Source organism: Flavobacterium sp. TSSA_36 (assembly GCF_051547165.1).
Taxonomy (GTDB): domain Bacteria; phylum Bacteroidota; class Bacteroidia; order Flavobacteriales; family Flavobacteriaceae; genus Flavobacterium.
The window spans coordinates 100917-125271 of record NZ_JBPTTP010000007.1 but is presented as its reverse complement, the minus strand read 5'-3'; the positions used below and the strand labels follow the sequence as shown (position 1 = coordinate 125271).

Annotated in this window: 16 protein-coding genes and 1 riboswitch; of the genes, 10 read left to right on the top strand and 6 right to left on the bottom strand. The window is 38.5% G+C overall.

What is annotated here, in order from left to right:
• Nucleotides 1–3: 3 nt before the first annotated feature.
• On the bottom strand, nt 4–1053 hold the full coding sequence (locus ACSVH7_RS13245) for a YncE family protein (RefSeq protein WP_438067174.1): 1050 nt from the start codon (nt 1051–1053) through the stop codon (nt 4–6).
• Nucleotides 1054–1057: 4 nt separating this feature from the next.
• On the bottom strand, nt 1058–2911 hold the full coding sequence (locus ACSVH7_RS13240) for a TonB-dependent receptor plug domain-containing protein (RefSeq protein WP_438067173.1): 1854 nt from the start codon (nt 2909–2911) through the stop codon (nt 1058–1060).
• A 32-nt stretch (nt 2912–2943) separates the two neighbouring features.
• A riboswitch (cobalamin riboswitch) is annotated at nt 2944–3206 on the bottom strand.
• Between the two features lie 130 nt (nt 3207–3336).
• Between ACSVH7_RS13240 and ACSVH7_RS13235 the strand changes: the two genes are divergently transcribed.
• From ACSVH7_RS13235 to ACSVH7_RS13195, 9 genes are all read left to right on the top strand, one after another.
• Nucleotides 3337–6093 carry a LuxR C-terminal-related transcriptional regulator gene (locus tag ACSVH7_RS13235; protein ID WP_438067172.1) on the top strand — a complete coding sequence of 919 codons (2757 nt, stop codon included), beginning with the start codon at nt 3337–3339 and terminating at the stop codon, nt 6091–6093.
• A 230-nt stretch (nt 6094–6323) separates the two neighbouring features.
• Nucleotides 6324–9323 (top strand): SusC/RagA family TonB-linked outer membrane protein, encoded by a 3000-nt coding sequence (locus tag ACSVH7_RS13230; RefSeq protein WP_438067171.1) that lies wholly within the window; start codon nt 6324–6326, stop codon nt 9321–9323.
• Nucleotides 9324–9327: 4 nt separating this feature from the next.
• Nucleotides 9328–10791: a RagB/SusD family nutrient uptake outer membrane protein gene (locus tag ACSVH7_RS13225; protein WP_438067170.1), complete on the top strand. Its 1464-nt coding sequence runs from the start codon at nt 9328–9330 to the stop codon at nt 10789–10791.
• Between the two features lie 16 nt (nt 10792–10807).
• Entirely contained in the window at nt 10808–11740 is a 933-nt protein-coding gene (locus tag ACSVH7_RS13220; RefSeq protein WP_438067169.1) for a hypothetical protein, read from the top strand.
• Between the two features lie 65 nt (nt 11741–11805).
• Nucleotides 11806–13191 (top strand): glucoamylase family protein, encoded by a 1386-nt coding sequence (locus tag ACSVH7_RS13215; RefSeq protein ID WP_438067168.1) that lies wholly within the window; start codon nt 11806–11808, stop codon nt 13189–13191.
• A gap of 126 nt (nt 13192–13317) precedes the next feature.
• Entirely contained in the window at nt 13318–15624 is a 2307-nt protein-coding gene (bglX, locus tag ACSVH7_RS13210) for a beta-glucosidase BglX (protein ID WP_438067216.1), read from the top strand.
• Between the two features lie 234 nt (nt 15625–15858).
• Nucleotides 15859–17628 (top strand): family 43 glycosylhydrolase, encoded by a 1770-nt coding sequence (locus tag ACSVH7_RS13205; RefSeq protein WP_438067167.1) that lies wholly within the window; start codon nt 15859–15861, stop codon nt 17626–17628.
• 438 nt (nt 17629–18066) lie between these two features.
• Nucleotides 18067–18309, top strand: coding sequence for an addiction module protein (locus ACSVH7_RS13200; protein ID WP_438067166.1), 243 nt, complete (start codon nt 18067–18069; stop codon nt 18307–18309).
• Nucleotides 18306–18605 (top strand): type II toxin-antitoxin system RelE/ParE family toxin, encoded by a 300-nt coding sequence (locus ACSVH7_RS13195; RefSeq protein WP_438067165.1) that lies wholly within the window; start codon nt 18306–18308, stop codon nt 18603–18605. Before ACSVH7_RS13200 ends, ACSVH7_RS13195 begins: the two co-directional genes overlap by 4 nt.
• Before the next feature lie 123 nt (nt 18606–18728).
• Here the strand turns inward: ACSVH7_RS13195 and cobC are convergent, their stop codons facing one another.
• The 4 genes from cobC to ACSVH7_RS13175 form a co-directional block, all read right to left on the bottom strand.
• Nucleotides 18729–19271 (bottom strand): alpha-ribazole phosphatase, encoded by a 543-nt coding sequence (gene cobC, locus ACSVH7_RS13190; RefSeq protein WP_438067164.1) that lies wholly within the window; start codon nt 19269–19271, stop codon nt 18729–18731.
• A complete protein-coding gene (locus ACSVH7_RS13185; protein ID WP_438067163.1) occupies nt 19256–20056 on the bottom strand; it encodes an adenosylcobinamide-GDP ribazoletransferase in 801 nt (266 codons plus the stop codon). Before ACSVH7_RS13185 ends, cobC begins: the two co-directional genes overlap by 16 nt.
• A 372-nt stretch (nt 20057–20428) precedes the next feature.
• Nucleotides 20429–22108, bottom strand: a complete 1680-nt coding sequence (gene cobT / locus ACSVH7_RS13180; RefSeq protein WP_438067162.1) for a nicotinate-nucleotide--dimethylbenzimidazole phosphoribosyltransferase — start codon at nt 22106–22108, stop codon at nt 20429–20431.
• Between the two features lie 327 nt (nt 22109–22435).
• Nucleotides 22436–22951 (bottom strand): bifunctional adenosylcobinamide kinase/adenosylcobinamide-phosphate guanylyltransferase, encoded by a 516-nt coding sequence (locus ACSVH7_RS13175; RefSeq protein WP_438067161.1) that lies wholly within the window; start codon nt 22949–22951, stop codon nt 22436–22438.
• 260 nt (nt 22952–23211) lie between these two features.
• Here ACSVH7_RS13175 and ACSVH7_RS13170 point away from each other — a divergent pair, with 260 nt between their 5' ends.
• On the top strand, nt 23212–24354 hold the full coding sequence (locus tag ACSVH7_RS13170) for an ABC transporter substrate-binding protein (protein WP_438067160.1): 1143 nt from the start codon (nt 23212–23214) through the stop codon (nt 24352–24354).
• Nucleotide 24355: the final 1 nt, after the last annotated feature.

Genomic DNA, 24355 nt, shown 5'->3' with positions numbered 1-24355 from the left:
CTTTTAGTTATTAAAATAGAATCCGTTTGGTCCTACTCCTACTGTTACTTCTTTTTGCAATGTTCCAGTTAAAGAATACACATAAGCCTTACTATTCGAAGCGAAATCCCCTCCATCGGCAATGTAAATTTTATCATTCTCTACCGCAAAACCATACATCACTCCATATTGGGAAGTAGACGAGTAGTTAAAAATAGGTTTATCTGAAGGCTGTGTTGCCGTGATATCCATACTATACACTCCTGTATCTTTTGTAAAATAGATTTTAGAACCATAGATATCCAAATTTCCTGCATCTGTCAAAGCCGTTGGAAACACCACTTCTGTAACCGATTTATCCGATAATTTCACTTTTACAATTTTGCTTGCACTTCCGTAAGGAGCCGCTAACACATACAAAACACCGTTTTTTACTTCCATTGTATTGGCGCTTGACCCAACAGTTATAGGTGTTTCTAAAGCCTTAGTTGTCGTATTTACAACCAAAACTTTGTCGCTATTATAAGGTTCTGTGATGTACAACTTATCACCTTCTAACACAATACGATTGGCGGTAGCATTCAAGTTAATTTTAGATTCCACTTTATTCGTGGCCAAATCGATAACAGCTACAAAATCATCAGTGTTTCCTGATGTTCCTCCATAGGTATTAGCATTGGTTACATAAGCTTTACCATTTTTCACTACTCCATATCTTGGTGTGATTAAACCTGTTTCGATTTTAGCTAATAACTTAAACGTATAGCGATTCACTACATTAATCACATTAGAACCTCCAGCAATTACATACGCCTTATCGCCATCAAAAAAAATCGATTGTACATATAGTCCAAAAAAATCACCTGGATTCTCCGCTCCATATACATCTTGTTTAAAAGTAGTCAAATCCTCTCCTAAAAACGATACGGAACTATTTCCAGAACTATTACCTTCATTTAGAATAAAAACACCATTATCATAATTCCCTTTGGACACATTTTCGTTGTCGTCGTTTGTACAAGATGCCAAAAAGGCAAAAGTAAAGGCTACTAATAAAACTCTAGTTAACTTCATTATATTAAAATTTAAAGATTAGATACAAATTAAAATTACGTCCAGGCATCATTCTATTTTCCAGACTTTCATATTTTTCATTCCAAAGATTAAGGACTTGAGCGCCTATTTTTATTGGATTACGTTTAAAGAATTCATAATCTACGCCCACATTAGCAACCCAATACGAAGGAATGATAGCGCTAGGATTGTTATCGGATTGCGTATAGACAAAACCATTAAATAGGAATTGATAATTGGCACTCCACTTTTTATAACTATAAGCTAAAGCAGCGGTAGCTTTGTGATATGGCACAAAAAACAATTGCTTTTGGGTTTCCTCATTTTTGGAAATGGTGTACGCATACGTCCCATAGATTTGCCAAATACTTTTTCCAAATTGTTGTTTCCAAGCCAATAAAGCTTCTATTCCATAAGCGGCTACGCGATCCGTATTTTGAGGAGACCAAATCCCATTATTCCCCGGAACCCAACGCAGCAAATCTTTAATTTTATTGTAATAGGCCGTTTGCGTCAAACTGATATTTTTATAAGTAAAAACATTGGCTAGTTCGCCTTGGTACGCACTTTCGGGTTTTAAATTGGGATTGCCGCCTTCTTCCCAATACAAATCATTGTAGGTAGGAATTCGGAAATTATGAGAAGCATTGACTTTCAATTGGTACCAAGGCGCGATCCGCAAAGCACTTCCAGCCGAAAAAAGAACAGGCGATTTATAAGTATTGGTAAACTCCTTACGAATCCCCAATTCATTTTGCCATTTCGAATCGATTTCATATTTGACCAACACAGATGCTGCACCAATCTGTCTTTCGTGGTATCCAAATCCAGAGCCTTTACCTTGGGTTGTATTGTATTCTAAAATTGTGTTTACCAAAAAAGAAGGCGTCACTTGAAAACTAACATCCGCTTTGGTAATCCAAGTCTTAGTATCCCCAAAACTGTAGTGTGGTAGCGACTTGTTCGGATAATACTGATAGCCTTCGGTGAGGTAAGCCATCTTACCATTCATCGTCCATTGGTCAAAAACACCATTGTATTCCAACAAATTTCTACTAAAATCATTCTTGTATTTCGTTCTAGACTCCGAGGGCGAAAGTAAAGAAATATTCCTATCGGTATTCGAGGACTGACTGTAAGCTTTTAGTATTTGTTTATCAGAAATTTTAAAACCAATTGCTGCATTGAACCCAATCACTTCATATTCCCCGTTTTCATTAAAACGCTGATTGCCCTTCCAATCAAAAAGACCAGGATAGTCGTAATCGTTATCAGAATAGTTTCTAGAAAAACCAATTTGAGCCGACCATTTTGTGTTTGAAAATTGGCTATCATAATGTATGCCCTGCGTGTTGAAACTTCCATAATCCAGTCGCAATTGATTTGAAAAAGAACGGTCAAATCGCAAGTCATTGTTCAAATGCACTGTGCCACCAATAGCCCCACTGCCATAAATCACACTTCCTCCACCTCCTTTAACAGCAATCGAATTATAATCCGTTCCTGAAATGGTATTAAAATCGGTACTCCCATTCATTTGGGAATTGATGTTGATGCCGTTCCAAATCACCGCAGTTTGCGACGCAGTGGTTCCCCTAAAAGCCACCGTCGAAAGCATCCCACGACCGTATTCTTTAAAATATAAAACCGAATTGTAATTGAGTAAATTTGTCAACAACGCACTATTTTTGGACAAAATAGAGTCGTTCAAACTCAAAATCGTTTGAGAACTAGAAAATTTGCGCAGCTTCGCATCAGCAATGACGACCTCTTTTAAGCGAGTAATCGAATCATTCTGAGCAAACGTCAGTTGACTTGCCAGCAAGAAAAAACAGAGAAAAGATTTAAAATGTGCCATAATTTCCTGAACCTTTTTTCCCGAAAGTTCGCTATTGGTTAAGAAAAAAGGCAGGTCTCCTGGCTTGCGTCTTGTTGTTGACCTTCCCGTTCTAAGTTAGAAGTTAGAGGTTAGCGATTAGAAGTTATACTTCTATTTTCTAATTTCTAATTTCCCACTTTAAAAACAGTGGTTTTGTAGATAACAACAAGCTTGGTAGCTTACAGTTGCGGGTACAGCTTAGGTATTGATCCTAATTCCCTTTTAATACGTTTTCAATAAAAATAAAAACGCAACCTTAATTCGGATACAAATATAGAATTAAAAAAATATCGTCCTAAGGCATTGCCAAAATAATTATCATATTTATAAAATTGACTTAAAAAAACAAGCATTTCCATAAAAACCTTTTAAATTTGTTAGTAAAGTGAATTAAAATGTAAATTTTGAAAAAAATAAGCACCCTTTTTTTGTTGTTAGTGGTCTTTTGCGGTTCGGCCCAAGAGTTGTTGCCCTTTGTAGAAAATTATGATAAATCGAATTTCAAAGGCGACAATCAAGTTTGGGATGTGACGCAAGGCCAAGACAAAGCCATGTATTTTGCGAATAACCATTTTCTTTTAAGATACAACGGGGTGATTTGGGAAAAATACCAATTGCCTAACAAAACCGTAATTCGCTCTGTTTTCGCGGATCAAGATAGAATATATTGTGGTTCTTATAAAGAATTTGGATATTGGAAACGATCCCATGGAAAAATGACCTATTACTCCATCTCTAAAAGGCAGCAGGCCTTTGATGAGCAAGATAATGAGGAAATTTGGAAAATTTTTAAAGCAAAAGAGCGTATCTACTTTCAATCCTTCAATAATTTGTTTTGGACAGAAAAGGGCCAACTGCAAAAAATCACTTTCCCCTTTTTGATCTCCTATTGTTATGTTATCGAAGACCAAATATATGTAGCTACTGTGGGACACGGAATTTTTAAATTAAAAGGAAAACAACTCCAAAAAATTCCAGGCTGGGAAGCACTAGAAAACAATGTCATCCATGGCCTGCAAAAAAAAGACAATCAATGGTTTGTCTTTACCCATAAAAATGGGGTATTTGTAACCCAGAACAACAAACTCGTTCCGTGGAATGCACCGCTTAATGCTGTTTTAAAAGCAGCTAACATCAACAAAGCCAAATTAGTATCCAACGACAAAATGCTCGTAGGCTCTATGACGCAAGGCGTTTTCTTATACGATTTTAAAAGCGAAACCTATCAAAACATGAATCGCAAAAATACCTTGCTAAACAATACTGTTTTGAGTAGCACTTTAGACCAAGAAAACAACCTTTGGCTGGGACTTGACAATGGCATTTCACATGTAGAAATCAACTCCCCAATAGCCATCCTAAATGATAATTCGGGAACTTTAGGATCGGTCTATGCCGCGGTACAAACCCTTCCTTCTAAATATCTTTTAGCTTCTAACCATGGTGTTTTTGAATTTGAGGAAAATAAACTAAAACTCCTCCAAGGAACCAAAGGGCAAGCGTGGCAAATTTCAGCAAGCCCCTCTGGCTTTGTTATTGGTCACAATGACGGCACTTTTCTATATAATCCAGAGGGGCAATTATCTAAAATCAATCCCATCAATGGAGGATGGAACTTTATCAAAAGTAACCTCAACGAGTCCTATTGGCAAGCCACTTATACCGGAATTACGGTCTACCCCAATCCACTAGATCTCAAAGTGAACAAAACGATTCAAGGATTACTAAAACCCATTAAGTATGTAGCACAAATTAGAAAAAATGAAATTTGGGCTGCCGATAACTACCGCGGTCTCTATCGCGTTACCCTAGACGAAAAGTGGAACACTCAAAAAGTAGAAAACATCACCCAAAACAGTGGCCTTAAAAATGATTTTGGGGTCAAATTATTTGAATTTAGAAAAGAGCTGATTTTTTGGATCAACAGCAACTGGTACTCGTTTAACGCCATGACCAATACCCTAGAAAAAAACACTTGGTTTCAAAAAAACTTCAAAGACATTTCGGATATTATCAGCATTGACGATCAGCAATTTTTAGTAGAAAAAAATGGTCAATTGTATCACATTAAGGAAGAAAACAATCATTTCAAATGGAACACCATTCCTGAAAAATACTACAAAGGAAAATTAATCAATGACCATTTAAAAATCAGCAAAACACCACACAATTATCTTTTGAATCTAGAAGATGGCTTCATTACTTTGAAGTTAGATTTCAAGAATACTATCGTCGAAAAAACAAGTATAGAAGCCTTTAGCCTCAATAAAAAAGTAGAAAACGGCGGCGAAATCGACTTTAATTCAGAATTAAAAGTAATGGTCATTTCTGGAAAATATGGTATCGATAAACCCAATCTCTTTTACAAAATGGACCAGTCCAATCACTACCATCCCATTAAAAGAGGAATCATACAGGTGAATAATTGGAATAGCGGCTCGCATACTCTGTCTATTTTTCAATATGATGGACGAAATTTCACCCCTACTCAAAGCTTTCATGTCGTGGTAAAACAGCCTTGGTATTTTTCTTTAGGCATGATTCTATTGTATGTTGCCATGCTCAGTACGCTATTTTGGGGCTATTACAAATGGAATAAAGGGCGCTACATACAACGACTAAAACTTCAGGAAGAGGCTTTAAAACATCAAAACGAATTAAAAGAATTAGAATTAAAAGCGCAAAGTAATGTGCAAATCCAAGCCTATGAAAAGCACATTCTTGAACTAGAATTACAATCCAAATCCTCTGAAGTAGCTGGAAAATCACTTTCAATTGCCAAACAAACCGAAATGATGGATAGCATTCAATCTATTTTAGAATCTGATGCGGACATGAATAAACTTAAAAGTGACATTAGAAAAATAATCAAAATAAACTCCGTTAATAAACACGAATGGGAATCTTTTGAATCCAATTTAAATCAAATCCATAAAGAGTTCATCACTCAATTGAATCATAATTTTCCTCAATTAACTCCAAAAGACATCAAACTTTGCATTTATTTAAAAATGAATTTATCTTCAAAAGAAATTGCGCCTATGATGAATATTTCTTTTAGGGGAGTCGAATTACATCGTTATCGATTAAGAAAAAAATTAGGATTGAAACAAGAAGAAAATTTGACAAAGTTTTTATTGAATTTGGAAGCTCTTCAGTAACTCTTTCAACAAGAACTCATTAAACGAGTCCTAACTAAAACGTTTGACGCTACATCATTACTACATCAATAACGCTATTCATTTGAATCGATTATTTTATAATTACCTGTTTATCAAAACAATTACTACCATACTACACTGTATGATGTAGCTATGTAGTACCCAAGCTACTCAACTACAACGTTGTAATTGTTTAATTTTGCCCAACAACTTTATCTAATTATAATGTTATGAGAAATCTTTATGTAAGTGTATTACTTTTCCTTTTAGCCCCTGCCTATTTTTATGCGCAGACGATAAAAGGACAAGTCCTAGACAACCAGGGACTAGGAATACCAGGAACAATAATTGTGGCTACTACTTCTAACACCTCAACTGAAGCTGATTTTGATGGAAACTTTGAAATTAAAGCCAAAGAAGGGGAAATGCTAAAAATCTCCATGTTAGGATTTACAGCAGCAACCGTTAAAGCTACAGCAGCCTTCATGAAAGTTACCTTGAACGAATCTGATGATACCCTTTTGAAAGACGTAGTCATCATCGGGTATGGCTCCCGTAAAAAAATAGACAATACCACTTCTATTTCGTCTATAAAAGCAGAAGAGATCACCAAAGTTAAAGTGTTGAATGCCTCACAAGCCATTCAAGGGAAAGCCGCCGGGGTGCAAGTAATCGCATCTGATGTACCGGGAAGTTCCCCTTCAGTGGTGATTCGAGGATTAGGTACCGCTTTGGGCGGAAGAACGCCTCTGTATGTAGTAGACGGTATGCCTACGGACAACATCTCCAATATCAACACCAATGATATTACCTCTTACGAAATTTTAAAAGATGCTTCTGCCCTAGCTATCTACGGTACTCGTGCGGCAAATGGGGTAATTATCATCACCACCAAACAAGGAAAAGGAGAAAAATTATCAGTAGAATTTGAACATTTTACAGGGTTTAGAAACACCTTGAAGAAAGTAAAAATGGCTGGATCTAATAAATATGCCCATTACTCGAATGCCGCCTTACAGAATACCACCTTCTCTCAAGACCAACCGGTAAACACCGATTGGTTCGACGAAATTACTAGAACCGGAATTTACAATCAAAATAATGTTTCGCTTTTAGGCTCTTCCGAAAATATCAAATACTTTTTTAGTGTGGGGAACTACGAAGAAAAAGGAATCTTGAACGGATTGGATTATGCAAGAACGACTTTCAGAAATAATAATGAATTTAAGATTTCTAAGAAACTTAAATTAACCCAAAATTTGAGCTTCACTTCAGCCAAATCAGCTCCAAAACCGTTAAGCGCCTTTACTACGGCATACAAACAATCCCCTATCGTTCCTGTTCGTTTTGAGACCGGACAATATGGTGTTTCTTTTGTGGGAGCCAATGGTTTTGCATCCACTTCGGGATCCTCTTTCAACAATGTGGGTAATCCGGTAGCGCAATTGGACTTTTTTAATGAACAACAAAGAAGTATCACCTTACAAGGTGGTTTAAAATTAGACTATGAAGTTAGCAAAGCCTTGAAATTTACTTCTCAATTCAACGGGGAATATTACACTTGGAAAAACTACAACTTTGAAGACCGAAAAAACATTTGGTTAGCGGCAGATCCAACCAGAGTGCCTGAAGCCTATCCTGCGACCGACTTCAATAATGTATTGACTAGAGGAAGAGAGCAGTACTTCAATTGGAACTTTATGAATTATGTGACGTATAACAAAAAATTCAATGATATTCATGACTTAGAAGTAACGGCAGGAATGGAAGCGTCTGTGAAAGGCAATCGAGAAAAGTTAACTATTGCTAGAAAAAATGTAAACCCAAATGAAAATTATTGGGGATTAGCGGGTGTAGAAAATGCCGCCAATGTCATCAGTTACCAAGACGAAATGTTCAATCAGAACCGTTTGGCCTCTTACTTTGGTCGTTTTCAATACAAATTAATGGACAAATACTTGTTTACTGGAACTCTTCGTCGTGATGGTTCCTCCAATTTTGCTAAAGACTACCGTTGGGGTACCTTTCCAGCCGTTGGTTTAGGATGGGTGGTTAGTAAAGAAGATTTTATGGCTAATGTCAGCACCATCAATGTATTGAAATTAAGAGGAGGTTGGGGTAAACTTGGAAACCAAAGCGTACCATTGAACCGTCAAAGCTTTACTTCTGGATTAGACACCTATTTAGGGGGCTCTATTTTGAATCCAGGAACGAGTATTACTTCACAAATTGACCCCAGCTTATCATGGGAAATCACCCAAGAAACGTCCTTTGGTTTGGATATCGAAATGCTAGACAACCGATTAAAAGGTACTTTTGACATCTACGACAAAACAACTACCAATGTTATTTTAAACACAAAACCTTATATAACTTCAGGAATCGATAAAGCTTCTCCAGCGCATGTCGGTGAAGTGTCTAACAAAGGTCTAGAACTCTCTGTACGTTGGGACGACAAAATAACGGAGGATCTTTCGTATTGGGTAGGAGGAAATTACTCGTACAACAAAAACAAATTGAATGGATTAAAAGATATACAGCTTTCAGCAACCACAGGAGGAGATTTAGCTAATGGTCAATACACAAAAATATTAGACAACACTTCGGTTGGCAAAGCCTTAGGAAGCTTCTATATGTATGAATATGCCGGTTTTGATCCAGCCGATGGAAAAATGTTGTACTACACCGCAAACGGACAAAAAGTAACACAAAACGATTTAGCCGAAACCGATAAAAAATATGTAGGCTCTATTTTACCAACTTCAAATTTTGGTTTATCTGTAGGATTAGCGTATAAAAACTGGGATTTCTCAGTAGATGGTTATGGTACTGCAGGAAGCAAAGTCTACAACGGAAAAAAAGCACAACGTTTTGCAGGTGAAAATGTAGAAGACGCCTTGGCTAGCAATTTTTGGACCCCAAACAATCCAGGAGGAACTACCGTAGGACCTTTTAATCAAGTGCCTGTTGCTTCTACATATTATTTAGAATCAGGAGACTTTTTTAGAATCAACAACATCACTTTGGGGTACAAACTCAATTTTGACAACAAAATAGTGAGTGCTTGTCGATTCTACGTTAACGTAATCAACCCTTTTATTTTCCAGAAATTCTCAGGTTTCTCTCCAGAATTAAATGGTGACGGTAACCCTTATGGGTCTCAGGGTATCGAACTTGATGCCTACCCTACTACTAGATCTTTTGTTATTGGAGCAAATATTAAATTTTAAGACTATGAAAAAGATATATATATCCCTGTTTTCACTATCCGTTTTCTTTTTTGCCGGATGTACTAATGATTTCTTAGATATTGATCAAAACGAATCTGTACTTACTGACGATATCGAATCTTTCAATAACAACGAAGGAGCTGCTTCTTTTGTAACAGCAATTTATAGTAAGTTTTTAGACTTCGACATGTCTTCTTTCCCTTGGATAGGACTTACTAGCATTGCTTCTGACGATGCCGATAAAGGCTCGTCGCCTGGAGACACAGGAGGTGACAAAGACCTGTTAGATGCCTTAACTCATAATTCTTCAAGTCCCTCGGTACGCGATGTTTTTAATGCCAATTACGTCGGAATTAACAGATGTAATCAAGCCTTAAACATTATTCCAAAATTAACTAAAGCAGATGAAGCGCTTCGCAACCGTTTAATTGGTGAAGCTAAATTCTTAAGAGCTGTGATGTATTTTACTTTGGTAAAAACCTACGGAGGAGTACCTATTGTTGATCGTTTGCCAAATCCTTCTTCTGAAGAAGATAAATTAATGCTTTTGACACGTAAAAGTAGTGCTGAAGTGTATGCTTATATCGAAAACGACTTAAAAGACGCAATTGCAGCTTTACCAGAGAAATCGGCTTATCCAAGCAACGAAAAAGCAAGAGCTTCAAAAGGTGCTGCTCATGGTGTACTGGCAAAAGTAAGCTTATACCAACAAAAATGGCAAAATGTAATAGACAATTGTAATGCCATAACAGGGTATTCTTTAAGCCCTGATTACGCCAAAATGTTCCGTTTAGAAGGTGAAAACGATGCTGAATCTCTTTTCGAAATTCAAGGAACCTCACTAAATAACTCGAGTCAAGCCAAAGGTATCAAACAATATTCCCAAGTACAAGGTGCTCGTGGTGCCGGAGGTTGGGGATGGGGATTCAACACACCATCACAGAGCTTAATTAACGCCTACGAAACTGGCGATGTGCGTAAAGCAGCAACCATAATTTTTAGAGGCACCACTTTATACGATGGAAGAGTAGTTCCAAATACGGTTGAAAACGCCGCCTACAACTACAAAGCGTTCTCCTCTAAATTTACAGATGCCGATGATTCTGATACCAACATTAAGTACATGCGTTATGCCGAAGTACTCTTGATGAAAGCAGAAGCTTTAAATGAATTGGGACAATCTAGTACAGCTATTCCGCTACTAAATCAAATTAGAAGCCGTGCCGGATTACCTAATACAACAGCGCTTTCGCAAAGCGAAGTTAGACAAGCTATTTGGAAAGAAAGACGCGTTGAACTCGCTTTTGAACACGATCGTTTCTTTGATCTTGTTCGTACTGGACAAGCAGTAAGTGCTTTTGCTAAAGAAGGAAAAACATTTATCAAAGGAAAACATGAAGTGTTCCCAATCCCTTTTGAATTTATCCGTCAAAGTGGTGGCATTACCACTCAAAACCCAAACTACTAATTTTAAGAGAATCAAAATGAAAAAAATACAACCAATTTCTTTCGTAACTGTTGCACTTGCCACACTTTTTCTTTTGGGTTGCGAAGATAGTATCGATACAACGAATAGCCCCATTCCCTACGAACCCGTAGGTGGTTATGAAAATTCAGACGACATAGCTAAAGACAATCTAGTGGCTAAGTTTAGTTTTGACGGCAACCTGAACGACAGTAAAAATAACATTACTAACGTTGAAAACACCAAAGTAACCTTTACGGAAGGAATCAAAGGTAGCGCCTATCAAGGTTCAAATACAGAAGCCCGATACGCCATTGGTAATGGATCCTCCAAAATTACGGGAATCAACAATTATGCGGTGGCCTTTTGGCTGAATACCGCCAATACAGTGCCTGACGCAGGAAGTCCAGGACAAGGGAAAGGCGCCCAAGGTTTATTCTCTATCGTGCGACCTACTGAATTTTGGGGTGGCTTGAATGTGTTTTTGGAGAATCCTGACACGTCATTTCCTGATCGTTTACGCTTAAAACTTTCAGCTGAAAACGGAAGAGCTGGGGTGGTTTGGAAAGGTCAAGGCCTCGTCATCAATATTGATAACAACCTCAACAAATGGGTCCATGTTGTTTTGACGTATGACGCGAAAACAAGTACGATTTCAGCCTATGTCAACGGCGTTTTAAATGCCTCGAATATCTGGTGGGCCAATGATCCAGGTGGAGACACTAATCCAAACAATGCTCCTAAATATGGCAATTTTGAAATGGTAGGTACCAATGGAAAAGTCGTATTCGGAACCCATCAATTTGAAACTACGCCACCATTAAACAATGGAGGTGACGAAGGTTGGGCCACAAGTTATGCCGGCTTAATGGACGAATTCAGATTGTATGACGCAGCGCTTTCTACTAACGAAGTGGCAGCACTTTACAAACTAGAAAAAGACAACAGATAATAAAGAGGTAGTACCCATCAGAATACTCCATTCTGATGGGTATGAAAATCATAAAATAAATAAAAATGAAAAAATACTGGTTTATAGTATTACTAGCTGTAACAGTTAGTGCCTGTACTAAATGCTCTTCTGACAGCAACAACAAAGGAGAAGGAACCCCACTACCTACTCCACCTGGAGCGGTTTTGACCGACAACGAATTGCTTGATTTAGTCCAAAAAGACGCCATCAAATACTTCTGGGACTATGCCGATCCGATCTCAAAATTGGCTAGAGAACGTTATATTACGGACGACCCAAATTTCGATGCCAACATTATTACAACAGGTGGCTCAGGTTTTGGATTAATGACCATTCTAGTTGGAATCGACAGAGGTTTTTTACCAAGAGGCGAAGCCGTTTCCAGACTAACTACTTCATTGAACTTTCTGGAAAAAGCAGATCGTTTTCATGGCGCATGGCCACATTGGATGAACAATAAAGACGGAAAAGTGATTCCTTTTGGAACCAAAGACAACGGAGGAGATTTAGTAGAAACTTCTTTTGTTTGCCAAGCTTTAATCACCATTAGAGAATACTTTAAAAATGGAAATGATACGGAAAAAGCCTTAGCAAAAAAAGCGGACGAACTTTGGAAAGGGGTAGAATGGGATTGGTACACCAAAGGCGAAAATGCGCTGTACTGGCACTGGTCGCCTAACTATGCTTGGGATATGAACTTCAAACTAGAAGGCTACAACGAATGCTTTATCACTTACATCATGGCGGCAGCCTCCCCTACTCACACCATACCTAACAAAGCGTATACCGAAGGTTGGGCGCGAAACGGCGGCATCAAACACGGTGGTTCGCAATACGGCTTACCTGTTGTGTTGAGCTATAACGGTTCGGCGGGTCATGTGGGCCCAATGTTTTGGTCGCATTATTCCTATTTAGGATTAGATCCAAACCAATTGAAAGACCAATATGCCGACTATGGCACTTTGACGCAAAATCACGCCAAAATCATGGTGAAATACAGTCAAGACAACCCTAAAAACTTTAAAGATTACTCTGATAAATGTTGGGGATTAACAGCAAGTTACACCCGTAATCCTGATGGAACCACTGGTTACACCGCCCATGAGCCTAAAAATGATAATGGCGTAATTACTCCAACAGCGGCTTTGTCTTCTTTTCCTTTTACTCCGGTAGAATCCATGAAATTCTTACGTTATGTGTATGATGAAAACAAAGCAAAATATGTAGGAGTGGCTGGACCTTACGATGCGTTTTCACCTCACTACAACTGGGTAACGCCTCGTTATTTGGCCATCGACCAAGGAACCATCGCTCCTATGATCGAGAATTACAGATCCGGATTGTTATGGAAACTATTTATGAACGCTCCAGAAGTAAAAGCGGGCTTGACTAAATTAGGATTTGAATCCCCAAAATACGGCATTAAATAAGCTGTATTTAGCGTAAATAATTACCAATTGTTGCAGCATCAAGCTATAAAACGCCTGATGCTGCAACAAATTTTACCTTTCTTTTGTGATTTCAAAAGAACATAGAATCAATTAAAAAAGACAATGATGATGAACACGACAAGAGTACTAGTCCTACTATTAAGTGTTTCCTGTATTGGCTACAGCCAAAAAAAGGGAACTAAAAACACTGCCAAAATCAAACCGAAAGCCGAATTTGTAGCTGATTTAATTTCCAAAATGACTTTGGATGAAAAAATTGGTCAGTTGAATTTACCAACTTCAGGAGACATTACCACAGGAGCATCAAGTAGTACCAATGTGGGTAAAAATATTGAAGAAGGAAAAGTAGGGGGTTTATTCAACATCAAATCTGTAAAAAAAATCAGAGAAGTGCAAAAAATAGCCGTTGAAAAAAGCCGTCTTAAAATTCCGTTGTTATTCGGAATGGACGTAATTCACGGGTATGAATCGACTTTCCCGATTCCACTTGGTTTATCGAGTACTTGGGATATGGAATTGATCAAAAGAAGTGCACAAATCGCGGCTCAAGAAGCCAGCGCCGATGGTATCAACTGGACGTTCTCGCCTATGGTGGACGTGTCCAGAGACGCCAGATGGGGTAGAGTTTCTGAAGGTTCAGGAGAAGATCCTTATTTAGGTTCCTTAATCGCCGAAGCTATGGTAAAAGGATACCAAGGCGATGATTTGACCAAAAACAATACAATCTTGGCTTGTGTAAAACACTTTGCTTTGTATGGTGCTCCAGAAGCTGGACGTGATTACAACACCGTTGACATGAGTAAAATCAGAATGTACAACGAATATTTTGCTCCTTACAAAGCCGCTATCGACGCGGGAGTTGGGTCGGTTATGGCTGCATTTAACGAAGTCGACGGTGTTCCTGCAACGGGTAACAAATGGTTAATGACTGATGTCTTAAGAAAACAATGGGGTTTCAAAGGATTTGTGGTAACTGATTTTACCGGTATTCCTGAAATGATCGATCACGGTATGGGCGATTTGCAAACGGTTTCAGCTTTGGCCTTGAATGCAGGAGTGGAAATGGACATGGTAGGAGAAGGTTTCTTGAAAACCCTAAAAAAATCTGTAGATGAAAAAAAGGTAACCATCGCACAAATCGACAATGCCGTTCGATTGATGTTGGAAGCCAAATACGACCTAGGATTGTTTCATGATCCTTACAAATATTGTGATGAAAAACGTGCGAAAAACGAAATTTTCACCGAAGCAAATCGTAATGAAGCTAGAACTACAGCAGCACAATCTTTGGTATTATTGAAAAACCAAGGACAAGTTTTACCCTTGAAAAAATCAAGTACGATTGCTTTAATTGGACCGTTGGCAGATGCTAAAGAAAACATGTCAGGAACTTGGAGTGTGGCTACACGATTTGAAAAATCCATTTCATTACTTTCGGGTATGCAAACCGTGGCTGGAAAAAACGCCAACATCTTGTATGCTAAAGGAAGTAACTTAGAATACGACGCTGCTTTGGAAGAAAAAGCGACCATGTTTGGAAAAACTTTACATAGAGACAACCGTACGGACAAAGAATTAGTAGACGAAGCATTAAAAATTGCCAATCAATCGGATGTGATTGTGGCGGCGCTTGGAGAATCTGCAGAGTACAGCGGAGAATCTAGTAGCCGTACCAATCTTGAAATTCCTCAGGTTCAAAAGGATTTATTGGCCGCTTTATTAAAAACAGGAAAACCAGTAGTATTAGTACTTTTCAACGGAAGACCTTTGGTTTTGGTAGATGAAAATGAAAAAGTGCCTGCTATTTTAAATGCTTGGTTTGCGGGTAGTGAAGCAGGATTAGCAATCGCTGATGTGTTGTTTGGTGATGTAAATCCTTCTGGAAAATTAACCGCTACTTTCCCCAGAAGTGTAGGGCAAGTGCCTATTTATTACAACGCAAAAAACACAGGTCGTCCATTGATAAACAAAGAAGGTAAATTTGAAAAATTCCGTTCAAATTATATTGACGAGCGTAACGAGCCTTTATTTGCTTTTGGTTACGGATTGAGTTATACCACTTTCAACTATAGCAATTTGGCAATTTCTTCAAATAAAATGAAAGCCAATGAAACTGTAAAAGTATCGGTCGATGTGAGCAATACCGGAAATTTTGATGGTAAAGAAGTGGTGCAGTTATACATCCGTGATGTGGTAGGAAGCGTAACTAGACCGGTTAGAGAATTGAAAGATTTCAAAAAAATCAGTTTGAAAAAGGGAGAAAAACAAACGGTTACGTTTGAAATTTCAATCGAAAAATTAAAATTCTATAACTCTGATTTGGATTTTGTGGCCGAACCTGGACTCTTCGAAGTTTATGTCGGAACGGATTCCAATGCCGAAAACAAAGTAAGTTTCGAGTTAGTGGACTAAGCTAAAAAACACCCTTCGATACTTCTTTCGGAGGGTGTTTTTTTTGATACAGCTATGGAATGATAATAAAAAAGCACCTTGTAGCTCTTTAACCCCGATAGTAGCGGCATCCTTTGTTTTTTTTTCAAAAAACAAAGATATAGCGGATAGCGGGAACCCCTATTTCCTGAAATGCCTTTTGTTTTTGTTCCTAAAAACTAATACTGTTTTAAATCTTCAAATAATTTGACTACCATGTATTCTTCTATAAAAAAATTAGCTGTGGCTCTTTTGCTGACCTTATTTTTTGGTTCGGCTCAAGCGCAACAAAAAACGTATTGCAACCCCATAAATATTGATTATGGCTACTGCCCTATTCCTAACTTTGTTACCCAAGGCAAACATCGCGCTACGGCCGATCCGGTGATTACTTTTTTCAAAGGCAACTATTATTTATTTGCCACCAATCAGTGGGGCTACTGGCACAGTAAAGACATGCTGGATTGGAAATTTGTGTCGCGTAAATTTTTGCGTCCGGAACATAAAGTGTATGACGAACTTTGTGCGCCTTCGCTCTCTTTTGTGAATGATACGCTACTGGTGGTGGGCTCTACTCATGGGAAAGAATTCCCGATTTGGATGAGTAAAAACCCAACCAAAGATGACTGGAAAGAACTCGTACATAAATCAGAAGCCGGTGCTTGGGATCCTCAAATTTTTTGGGATAAAGAAAAAGACGAGCTGTATGAATACTATGGTTCGAGCAATGTATATCCGTTATATGGTGTAAAATTGAATCGCAAAACCTTTCAGCCCGAAGGCGAAGTCATTCCGTTAATTACCCTTAACGATCACGAACATGGTTGGGAGCGTTTTGGCGAAAACAATGACAATACCTTTATGCAGCCGTTTATGGAAGGGGCTTTTATGACCAAACACAAAGGCACGTACTACTTGCAATACGGTGGTCCTGGTACCGAATTTAGCGGCTATGGTGACGGCGTGTATACGAGTAAAAATCCGTTAGGGCCGTTTGAATACCAATCGCACAACCCGTTTTCGTACAAACCAGGTGGGTATGCCAGAGGTGCTGGACATGGCGCCACATTTGAAGATGCGAATGATGCCTATTGGCATGTTTCGACCATTGTGATTAACACCAAAAACAATTTTGAGCGCCGTTTGGGCATTTGGCCAGCGGGCATTGACAAGGATGGTGTTTTGTATTCCAACACGGCCTATGGCGACTATCCTACCTTTTTACCAGCGCAACAAAAAGAACATGGTAAAGAAAGTTTCTCAGGTTGGATGTTGCTGAATTACAACAAACCAGTAAGCGTTTCCTCAACTTTGGGTGGATTTCAAGCCAATAATGCGGTCAATGAAGACATCAAAACCTATTGGTCAGCCAAAACAGGCAGTAAAGGCGAATGGATCATTTCTGATTTAGGGGTAGTAAGCACCATCAACGCCGTGCAAATCAATTTTGCCGATCAAGACGTGACCTTGATGGGAAAACCAGCAACAACAACAGGACATAAATACATTCTTTCCGTTTCTGACAATCAAAAAAACTGGAAAGTGATCGCTGACAAAAGCAAAAGCACCAAAGATGTTCCGCATGAATACCTCGAATTCGAAAAACCGATCAAAGGGCGTTATTTAAAAATAGAAAACATAGCCATGCCCGACGGGAAATTTGCCCTAAGCGGTTTTAGAGCTTTTGGAAAAGGAAACGGGAAAGCACCGGCTATGGTTAAAAATTTTGTGCCGTTGCGTTCAGGCGTTAGAGTAAAAGGCGAACGCCGCAACGTTTGGTTCAAATGGGAACAAGAACCGCAAGCGGATGGTTACGTGATTTACTTCGGAAAATCGCCTGATAAATTGTATGGTTCCGTAATGGTGTACGGCAAAAACGAATACTATCTGAATGCCTTAGATCGCTCCGATGCGTATTATTTCCAAATCGAAGCCTTTAACAATAATGGTATCGGACCCAGAACTCCAGTGGCAAAAGTGGAGTAATACATTTTGAAATAAAGAGGTAACTAAAAGTGAAAGGTCGAAAAAATGTTTGTTTTTTCGACCTTTTGATTTATGCTTAGATTTTCAAATTCAATGACTAAATGAGCCTTGTTTTTTCATTAGATTCAAAAAAAAAAAACTGAAAAGGCGCAAATTTACGGCTATACTTTTCAACTGAAAGCACATTTTTAAAGCAATAATTTATAGGTCTTGAAATAATGACGTTATAAACTAGATTTTTTTTTAGGATGCCAGTTTTGTTTTAGCTAATTTTGATTGTCTACGGAAGAACCACACAGCGTTTTTTTTGATCCACTACCGCTGTGATAACAAACATTCCGACTGTAGTTCACACTATTTTCAGAAGAAAAAGTGTTTTGAAACCTTATGCATGGACTCACTAAATAAATAGAACAACAATTCAATAAATATAATCGTATGGAGGCTATCAGACAATTTATAGACGTAAAAGATAATGCCATTCAGGTTGCTCTACCCGAAGGATTTACGGCGCGTAGAGTAGAGGTAATCATCTTACCCTCTGAGGTTGCTGTAGAGGATGAATTGCCACAATGGCAAAAAGAGATACTCGATGCTCGACTAGACGATTATTACAAAAACCCCACAGATGTCATGGATTTTGACAAAATGATAGAGGCTATTGAAAAACGGCTGCTATGATTTATGCTATCAAGAACCGTCCGCTTGTAGAGGCTGACATCATTAATGCCATTGAATATTATAAAGAAATCAGTCCCAAACTGGCCCAACACTTTTTGTTACGAGTTAAAGAGGCTAAACAACATATCGCACAGACTCCTTTTGGATTTCAAATAAAATATAATAACGTAAGGACTATTTTACTCCAACAATTTCCGTATCACATCCATTATCTGATTGACGATAACCAAAAACAAATTGTAATCTTAGCAATTATTCATTCGCACAAAGAACCTAAGGATTATTCCAATAGATAAAAAAACAAGACAATGTAAGCTGGTTTTATAGCTACAATTTTAATTGTAGAGAGTATTCTATCATCTAACTAGAAATGAAATTTAACACACAGTGAAATAGTAAAGCCCTCACGCAAACCCTGCTCAACGAGTATACTCCACTTTCACCACCACTCCGTAATCCAAAGGTGCAGCAAAAGCCTCCTGCAAAGGAATGTTATTTATTCTACACATAACACTTCGAATCACTCCAGAATGAGTGACTAAAATCAGTGGTTTTTCATTGGGTTTCTTTAATTCCTCCTCCAAAAAATCCCAAACCCGTTGGTCCAAATCTATAAATGATTCCCCATTAGGTACCGCAACATTCACAAAATCATTCATCCAAGGGTCCAAAACAGTCCTCGGAATAGCATTCCAAGCCTGCAATTCCCAATCCCCAAAATGCATTTCTTTCAGTCTTGGTTCTTCGGCTACTATTGGAATTCTCTTAACTTCTTGAATATGCTGTGCCAAAATCGAACAGCGTTGCAACGGACTGGTATACAAAACGCCTTGCTCTGGCAATTGCTCCAAAATCGATTCAAAAATAGCATCATATGGGGCTCGAATACCCACATCGCTTTGACCATAACAAATGCCTTTTTCACAAACCGTTTCAGTGTGGCGCACTAAATAAATTTCCATATCGTTAGTAAGGTTAGGTAAAAAATAACTTCACACACCTGCTGTGTGGCTCCCAAACAATCACCTGTGTAGCCGTCAATCCATTTCTGGAAATAACGCGCCAAAAAATAACGTGCCAAAAAAACAGGCAATACCACCAACCCAATAATCGCGTGATTCGATAGCAAAGCCAGCAAAGGCAATAGCCCAAAAAATAAGGCGCCCACCACTTCTTTCCAAGAATACTGTTGCGCAATGGGTTTGCTTTTACTCGTAGCATCCTCCCGAGAATATTCGTGAGTAAACACTATCGAAATCGCCGCCAATCGACTCAAAGAATGCCCTGTTATGAAAACCAAGAAAAGAGTGAAGAGTGAAGCGTAATTAGTGAATAGTGCTTCACTTTTTGCCAAAGTAACCAAACTCATATACTTTAGTAAAAAAAGCAATACCAAACCAATCGCACCATAAGCACCAATAGCGCTGTCTTTCATAATGGTCAAAATCTTAGTTTTAGTCCAACCGCCACCAAATCCGTCGCAGACATCGGCAAAACCATCCTCGTGAAAAGCGCCTGTAACCAACACACTCGCCATCATCGAAAGCACCATCCCAATCTCAGCATTCCACAACCAAGAGGCCGCAGCATACACTCCAAAAGTGATTGCCCCAACAATCCAACCAATTAATGGAAAATAACGAGACGCTTTGTTTAAATAATCAGGATTGTGGCCAATGTTCTTCGGACACGGAATTCGAGTATAGAACATCAAAGCGGTAAAAAAGATGTGAACTTGTTTTTTCATTTATTTATATTTTATAGAAGCAGTAACAAAAAGCCTTTATGCCAGCATCGTCCCGCTGTCCTTCCAATCTTTTTTTTACACCTGTCAGGTTTTAAAAACCTGACAGGTGTAAAAAAAAGGATATTCCCTCCCATCGGGGCTAAAAGGTTACATTGTACTTCTATGGTTACATTTCGTTTTTTTTGTTGATTTTATATTTTATTGACTCTCTACTTATAGACTGAGTCTATTGTAAAGAGTTTGTACTACACTATTTTTCGAACTCCTGCAAGGTCTTTTTTTGACCTTGTAGGAGTTTGCATTCTTCCAATCATACCTACTAGATTTTGAAAACCTTGTAGGAATAGTAACAAACCATTTTGTTCTAATCATTTATTCCTTTTTATTATTCACTCCCGCCGATTCAAAACTAGCCATCTCATTCAAAAACGCTACTGCTGATTGTACTAAAGAAAAAGCCAAAGCACAACCCGTTCCTTCCCCCAAGCGCAATTGAAGGTGCAACATTGCTTTTGCTCCTAAATATTCCAAGAGTTGTTGGTGTCCTTTTTCAGCCGAGGCGTGGCAAAAAACAGCATTGCTCAGAATAGCGGGGTTTTTCTTAAAAGCAATCAAAAAGGCTACTGTCGCAATGAATCCATCGACTAAAATTAGCATCTTATTTTTATGTGCTTCGAGCATTCCTCCAGCTATTTGCAGGATTTCAAAGCCTCCAAAATACGCCAAAATCGAGTCTAAATCGGTAGCGCCTTTGTAATGCGCAATGGCAGTTGCTAAAATTTGATGCTTGTTTTGTAGCTTTTCAGCTGTAACTCCCGTTCCTTTTCCGATGCAATCTGCTAAGGGAATTTGAGTCAAAAAATGCATTAATACAGAAGCGGTCGCTGTATTCCCAATCCCCATTTCTCCAAAACCGATGCAATTTGTGCCCGATTGGGCAATTTGTGCCACAACTGTTGCCCCTTTAGAAAAACAAGTCGCTACTTCTAAAGGACTCATAGCAGCGGTGTGCAAAAACGACTGTGTGCCTTTACTAATTTTATTATGAATCAACTTGGTGTTCGTTGGAAAATCATAATTCACCCCCGCATCTACAATCGATAGTTCGATTTGGTTTTGTTTACAAAACACATTGATTGCTGCTCCACCTTCCAGAAAATTAGTTACCATTTGTCGGGTTACTTCTTGTGGATAGGCACTTACGCCGTGATTAGCAATACCGTGGTCGGCAGCAAAAACGACCAAATGTGGTTGTTTAATTTGAGGCGAAGTGGTTTGAAACACCATCCCTATTTGGTGAGCGAGTGCTTCTAAATCCCCCAAAGCTCCTGTGGGCTTGGTTTTGTTATCGATTTTGTACTGCAATTGGTTCGATAAAATCGCGTTGGACTCCGTTATTTTTTCTTCAAAGGAAGAAATTACAGCTTCCTTTGACTGAACCGAATCAATCGCAGTGATAGATGGAAATGGCTCTTTTTTCTTCCATCCTAGTTGTTGCAACATCGGCTGATTCTCATAATTAGAAGCGGGTTTACCTACGCAAAAATAGCCCAAGGGTTCTATATTTTCGGGTAATCCCAAAATAGATTTGAATTCGTGGTAGTTTAGAATCGACACCCATCCCATAGAATAGCCTTGTTCGGTTAAGGATAACCAAATGTTTTGTGCCGCACAAACTGCGCTAAACTTAATCGCTTCGTTGCTCCCCACGGTTCCGATGGTAAAGCTATTCAGCACCGAACGGTCGTAAGCAATTACTAATCCCACAGGAGCTTCTTCTATGGCTTCGAGTTTTAGGGCTTGGTATTGTTGCTTTTGTTGCTCGTTATCGGTGGCATTGGCTGCTTTTTTATCGTAGTCTTCAAACAAAAGTTTGATGGATTTTTTGACTTCGGAGGAACGTATAACGTAATATCGAGTAGCATCGGTAAGTCCAACAGAAGGTGCGTAATGCCCAGCTTGTAATGCTTTTTGCAAGACGTCTTCTGGCACTTCGTTGTTGGTGAAGTGGCGGGTATCGCGACGGGATTGTATGATTTCTTGTAGTGTCATAGTCTTTTTTTTTTGCGTTAGGGATGGTAGTGGCATCCTTTACTGCCGGGGTTCGGCAGTAAAGATATAACGAACAGCCCGGCCCTTGTGGAAACGCCCAAATCTATTGTATTATAGGTTCTAACTCAAATAGTATGGATACAAATTTCAACACGAATTACACGAATTGGCACGAAAACTATTCAAATTAAAATATAATTACACAAATATCTTTGGCGTCACTACATTTATGTATTTAAAATGGTTTCTTTTTGGTGTCAATTCGTGTAATTCGTGTTTATTTTATTATCAATTACAAAACCCAAACAATTGGAGTTGCATCTTTTTTTAAACTTCACCTTTGATTACCATTGGGATTCCCGCTACCATAAAAACTACGGTATCGGCTTTTTGGGCGATGTATTGATTGGTCCAACCTTGCAACTCGGTGAATTTTCGACCGATGTGTGTATCTGCGTGCAAGCCCATCCCGATTTCGTTCGAAACGATGATGATGGTGGTGTTGGGTTGCTGTGAGAGGGCATCGATTTCTTTCTTGGCTTGTGCCAAACACAAATCGATGTCGTTGTTGTTGTCTACAAAAAAATTGGTCAACCACAAGGTCACACAATCGATTACAGCCACACGGTTTTCGAAATTGATCTCGCTCAAGAATTTTTCTTTTTCGATGTTTTCCCAACGTTCGTCACGGTCTTTTTGGTGTCTGTCGATGCGGTTTTTAAAATCGGCATCCCACTGACGAGCTGTGGCAACATACATTGGGTGATCCGACTTTTCTTTGGCTAATTTTTCAGCAAAACCGCTCTTTCCAGAACGTTCTCCTCCAGTAATCAAGTACATCATTTGGGCTAATTTATGGCTTCATTAAAGAGCAAAGATAGTCTTTGTTGAATTTTTTAGTGTTAAAAATAAACAAGAAATTTTAGTTTTTGCGTTACATTTGCAATGGAAATCAATAGGCAAACCACGTAAGTTAGTAATCCATTGATTTCAATTGAGAAGTAAAATTGACCGCAAATTCGCAAATTATTTTTTCGTTTTAGTAGTCTTACGTTTCATTATTTGTGTCCAAAATTGCCTTAAAAAGGTTTCAAAACTTGTTTATGAAAACTAAAATTGTTCTTATTGCCTTGATTAGCTTGTTACTCTCTTTGAGTGCATGCGAGAAAAAAGGAAACACTACTCCTCTATCTGAAACCGCCACCACCAATAGTATTCGCTATGCTTCTGGACTTTCGATACAAAAAAATCAAGGATTTTCGGTGGTAACGGTTCGCAATGCTTGGCCTGACGCGAAACAGAACTTTACCTATGTTTTGAAAGAAAAAAACGGTATCGTTCCAGATAGTTTGCAAAAATATCCTACCATTGCTGTGCCTTTACAAAGTATAGTGGTGACTTCGACTACTAATATTCCTTTTTTAGAAATGTTGGGGGCGGCCCAAAAATTAGTAGGTTTTCCGCATACCGATTATATTTCGTCTACAAAAACACGACAACTAATTGATGCAGGAAAAGTGAAAAATATTGGTCAAAATGAAAAATTAGACACCGAACAATTGATTGATTTAAATCCTGATTTGATTGTCGCTTTTGGCATTGATAATTCGAATCCCACGATTGACAACTTACAAAAAAGCGGTTTGAAAGTACTCATTCAAGCTGATTGGATGGAACAAACGCCACTAGGCAAAGCCGAATGGATTAAATTGTACGGAGCTTTGTTTGGCAAAGAAAAAGAAGCCGAAGTTTTATTTAATGACATCGTAAAAAGTTACAAAGAAACTCTAGCCTTGGTCGCTCAAAAAAAGACAAATCCAACGGTATTTTATGGCTCAATGTACCAAGAACAATGGTTTGTGGCCAAAGGCGACAGCTGGGTGGCACAGTTTTTAAAAGATGGCAAATCTAATTATTTGTGGAGCACTACCAAAGGAACAGGAAGCTTATCATTACCCTTTGAGAAAATTTTAGAAAAAGCCCAAAAGGCTGAGTATTGGATTGCCACAGGTTCCTTCAAAAACTTAGCAGAATTGCAAAATAGCAACCCGCATTACCAACAATTTGACGCTTTGAAAAACAAAAACGTCTATACTTTTGAGAACAAACACGGAGCCACTGGCGGCACCGTTTATTATGAATTGGCAGCAAGTCGACCCGATTTGGTTTTGAAAGATTATATCAAAATTTTCCATCCCGAATTACTTCCGAATTATACGTTTACCTTTGCCGAAAAATTACAATAAA

Excerpts from the sequence above, each read along its gene's own strand:
- ACSVH7_RS13185 (WP_438067163.1), bottom strand. The coding sequence starts at position 20,056 with ATGAAAAAACAAGTTCACATCTTTTTTACCGCTTTGATGTTCTATACT.
- cobC (WP_438067164.1), bottom strand. The coding sequence starts at position 19,271 with ATGGAAATTTATTTAGTGCGCCACACTGAAACGGTTTGTGAAAAAGGC.
- ACSVH7_RS13175 (WP_438067161.1), bottom strand. The coding sequence starts at position 22,951 with ATGATGTACTTGATTACTGGAGGAGAACGTTCTGGAAAGAGCGGTTTT.
- ACSVH7_RS13230 (WP_438067171.1), top strand. The coding sequence starts at position 6,324 with ATGAGAAATCTTTATGTAAGTGTATTACTTTTCCTTTTAGCCCCTGCC.
- ACSVH7_RS13240 (WP_438067173.1), bottom strand. The coding sequence starts at position 2,911 with ATGGCACATTTTAAATCTTTTCTCTGTTTTTTCTTGCTGGCAAGTCAA.
- ACSVH7_RS13225 (WP_438067170.1), top strand. The coding sequence starts at position 9,328 with ATGAAAAAGATATATATATCCCTGTTTTCACTATCCGTTTTCTTTTTT.
- ACSVH7_RS13195 (WP_438067165.1), top strand. The coding sequence starts at position 18,306 with ATGATTTATGCTATCAAGAACCGTCCGCTTGTAGAGGCTGACATCATT.
- cobT (WP_438067162.1), bottom strand. The coding sequence starts at position 22,108 with ATGACACTACAAGAAATCATACAATCCCGTCGCGATACCCGCCACTTC.
- ACSVH7_RS13220 (WP_438067169.1), top strand. The coding sequence starts at position 10,808 with ATGAAAAAAATACAACCAATTTCTTTCGTAACTGTTGCACTTGCCACA.
- ACSVH7_RS13205 (WP_438067167.1), top strand. The coding sequence starts at position 15,859 with ATGTATTCTTCTATAAAAAAATTAGCTGTGGCTCTTTTGCTGACCTTA.
- bglX (WP_438067216.1), top strand. The coding sequence starts at position 13,318 with ATGATGAACACGACAAGAGTACTAGTCCTACTATTAAGTGTTTCCTGT.
- ACSVH7_RS13200 (WP_438067166.1), top strand. The coding sequence starts at position 18,067 with ATGGAGGCTATCAGACAATTTATAGACGTAAAAGATAATGCCATTCAG.
- ACSVH7_RS13245 (WP_438067174.1), bottom strand. The coding sequence starts at position 1,053 with ATGAAGTTAACTAGAGTTTTATTAGTAGCCTTTACTTTTGCCTTTTTG.
- ACSVH7_RS13170 (WP_438067160.1), top strand. The coding sequence starts at position 23,212 with ATGAAAACTAAAATTGTTCTTATTGCCTTGATTAGCTTGTTACTCTCT.
- ACSVH7_RS13215 (WP_438067168.1), top strand. The coding sequence starts at position 11,806 with ATGAAAAAATACTGGTTTATAGTATTACTAGCTGTAACAGTTAGTGCC.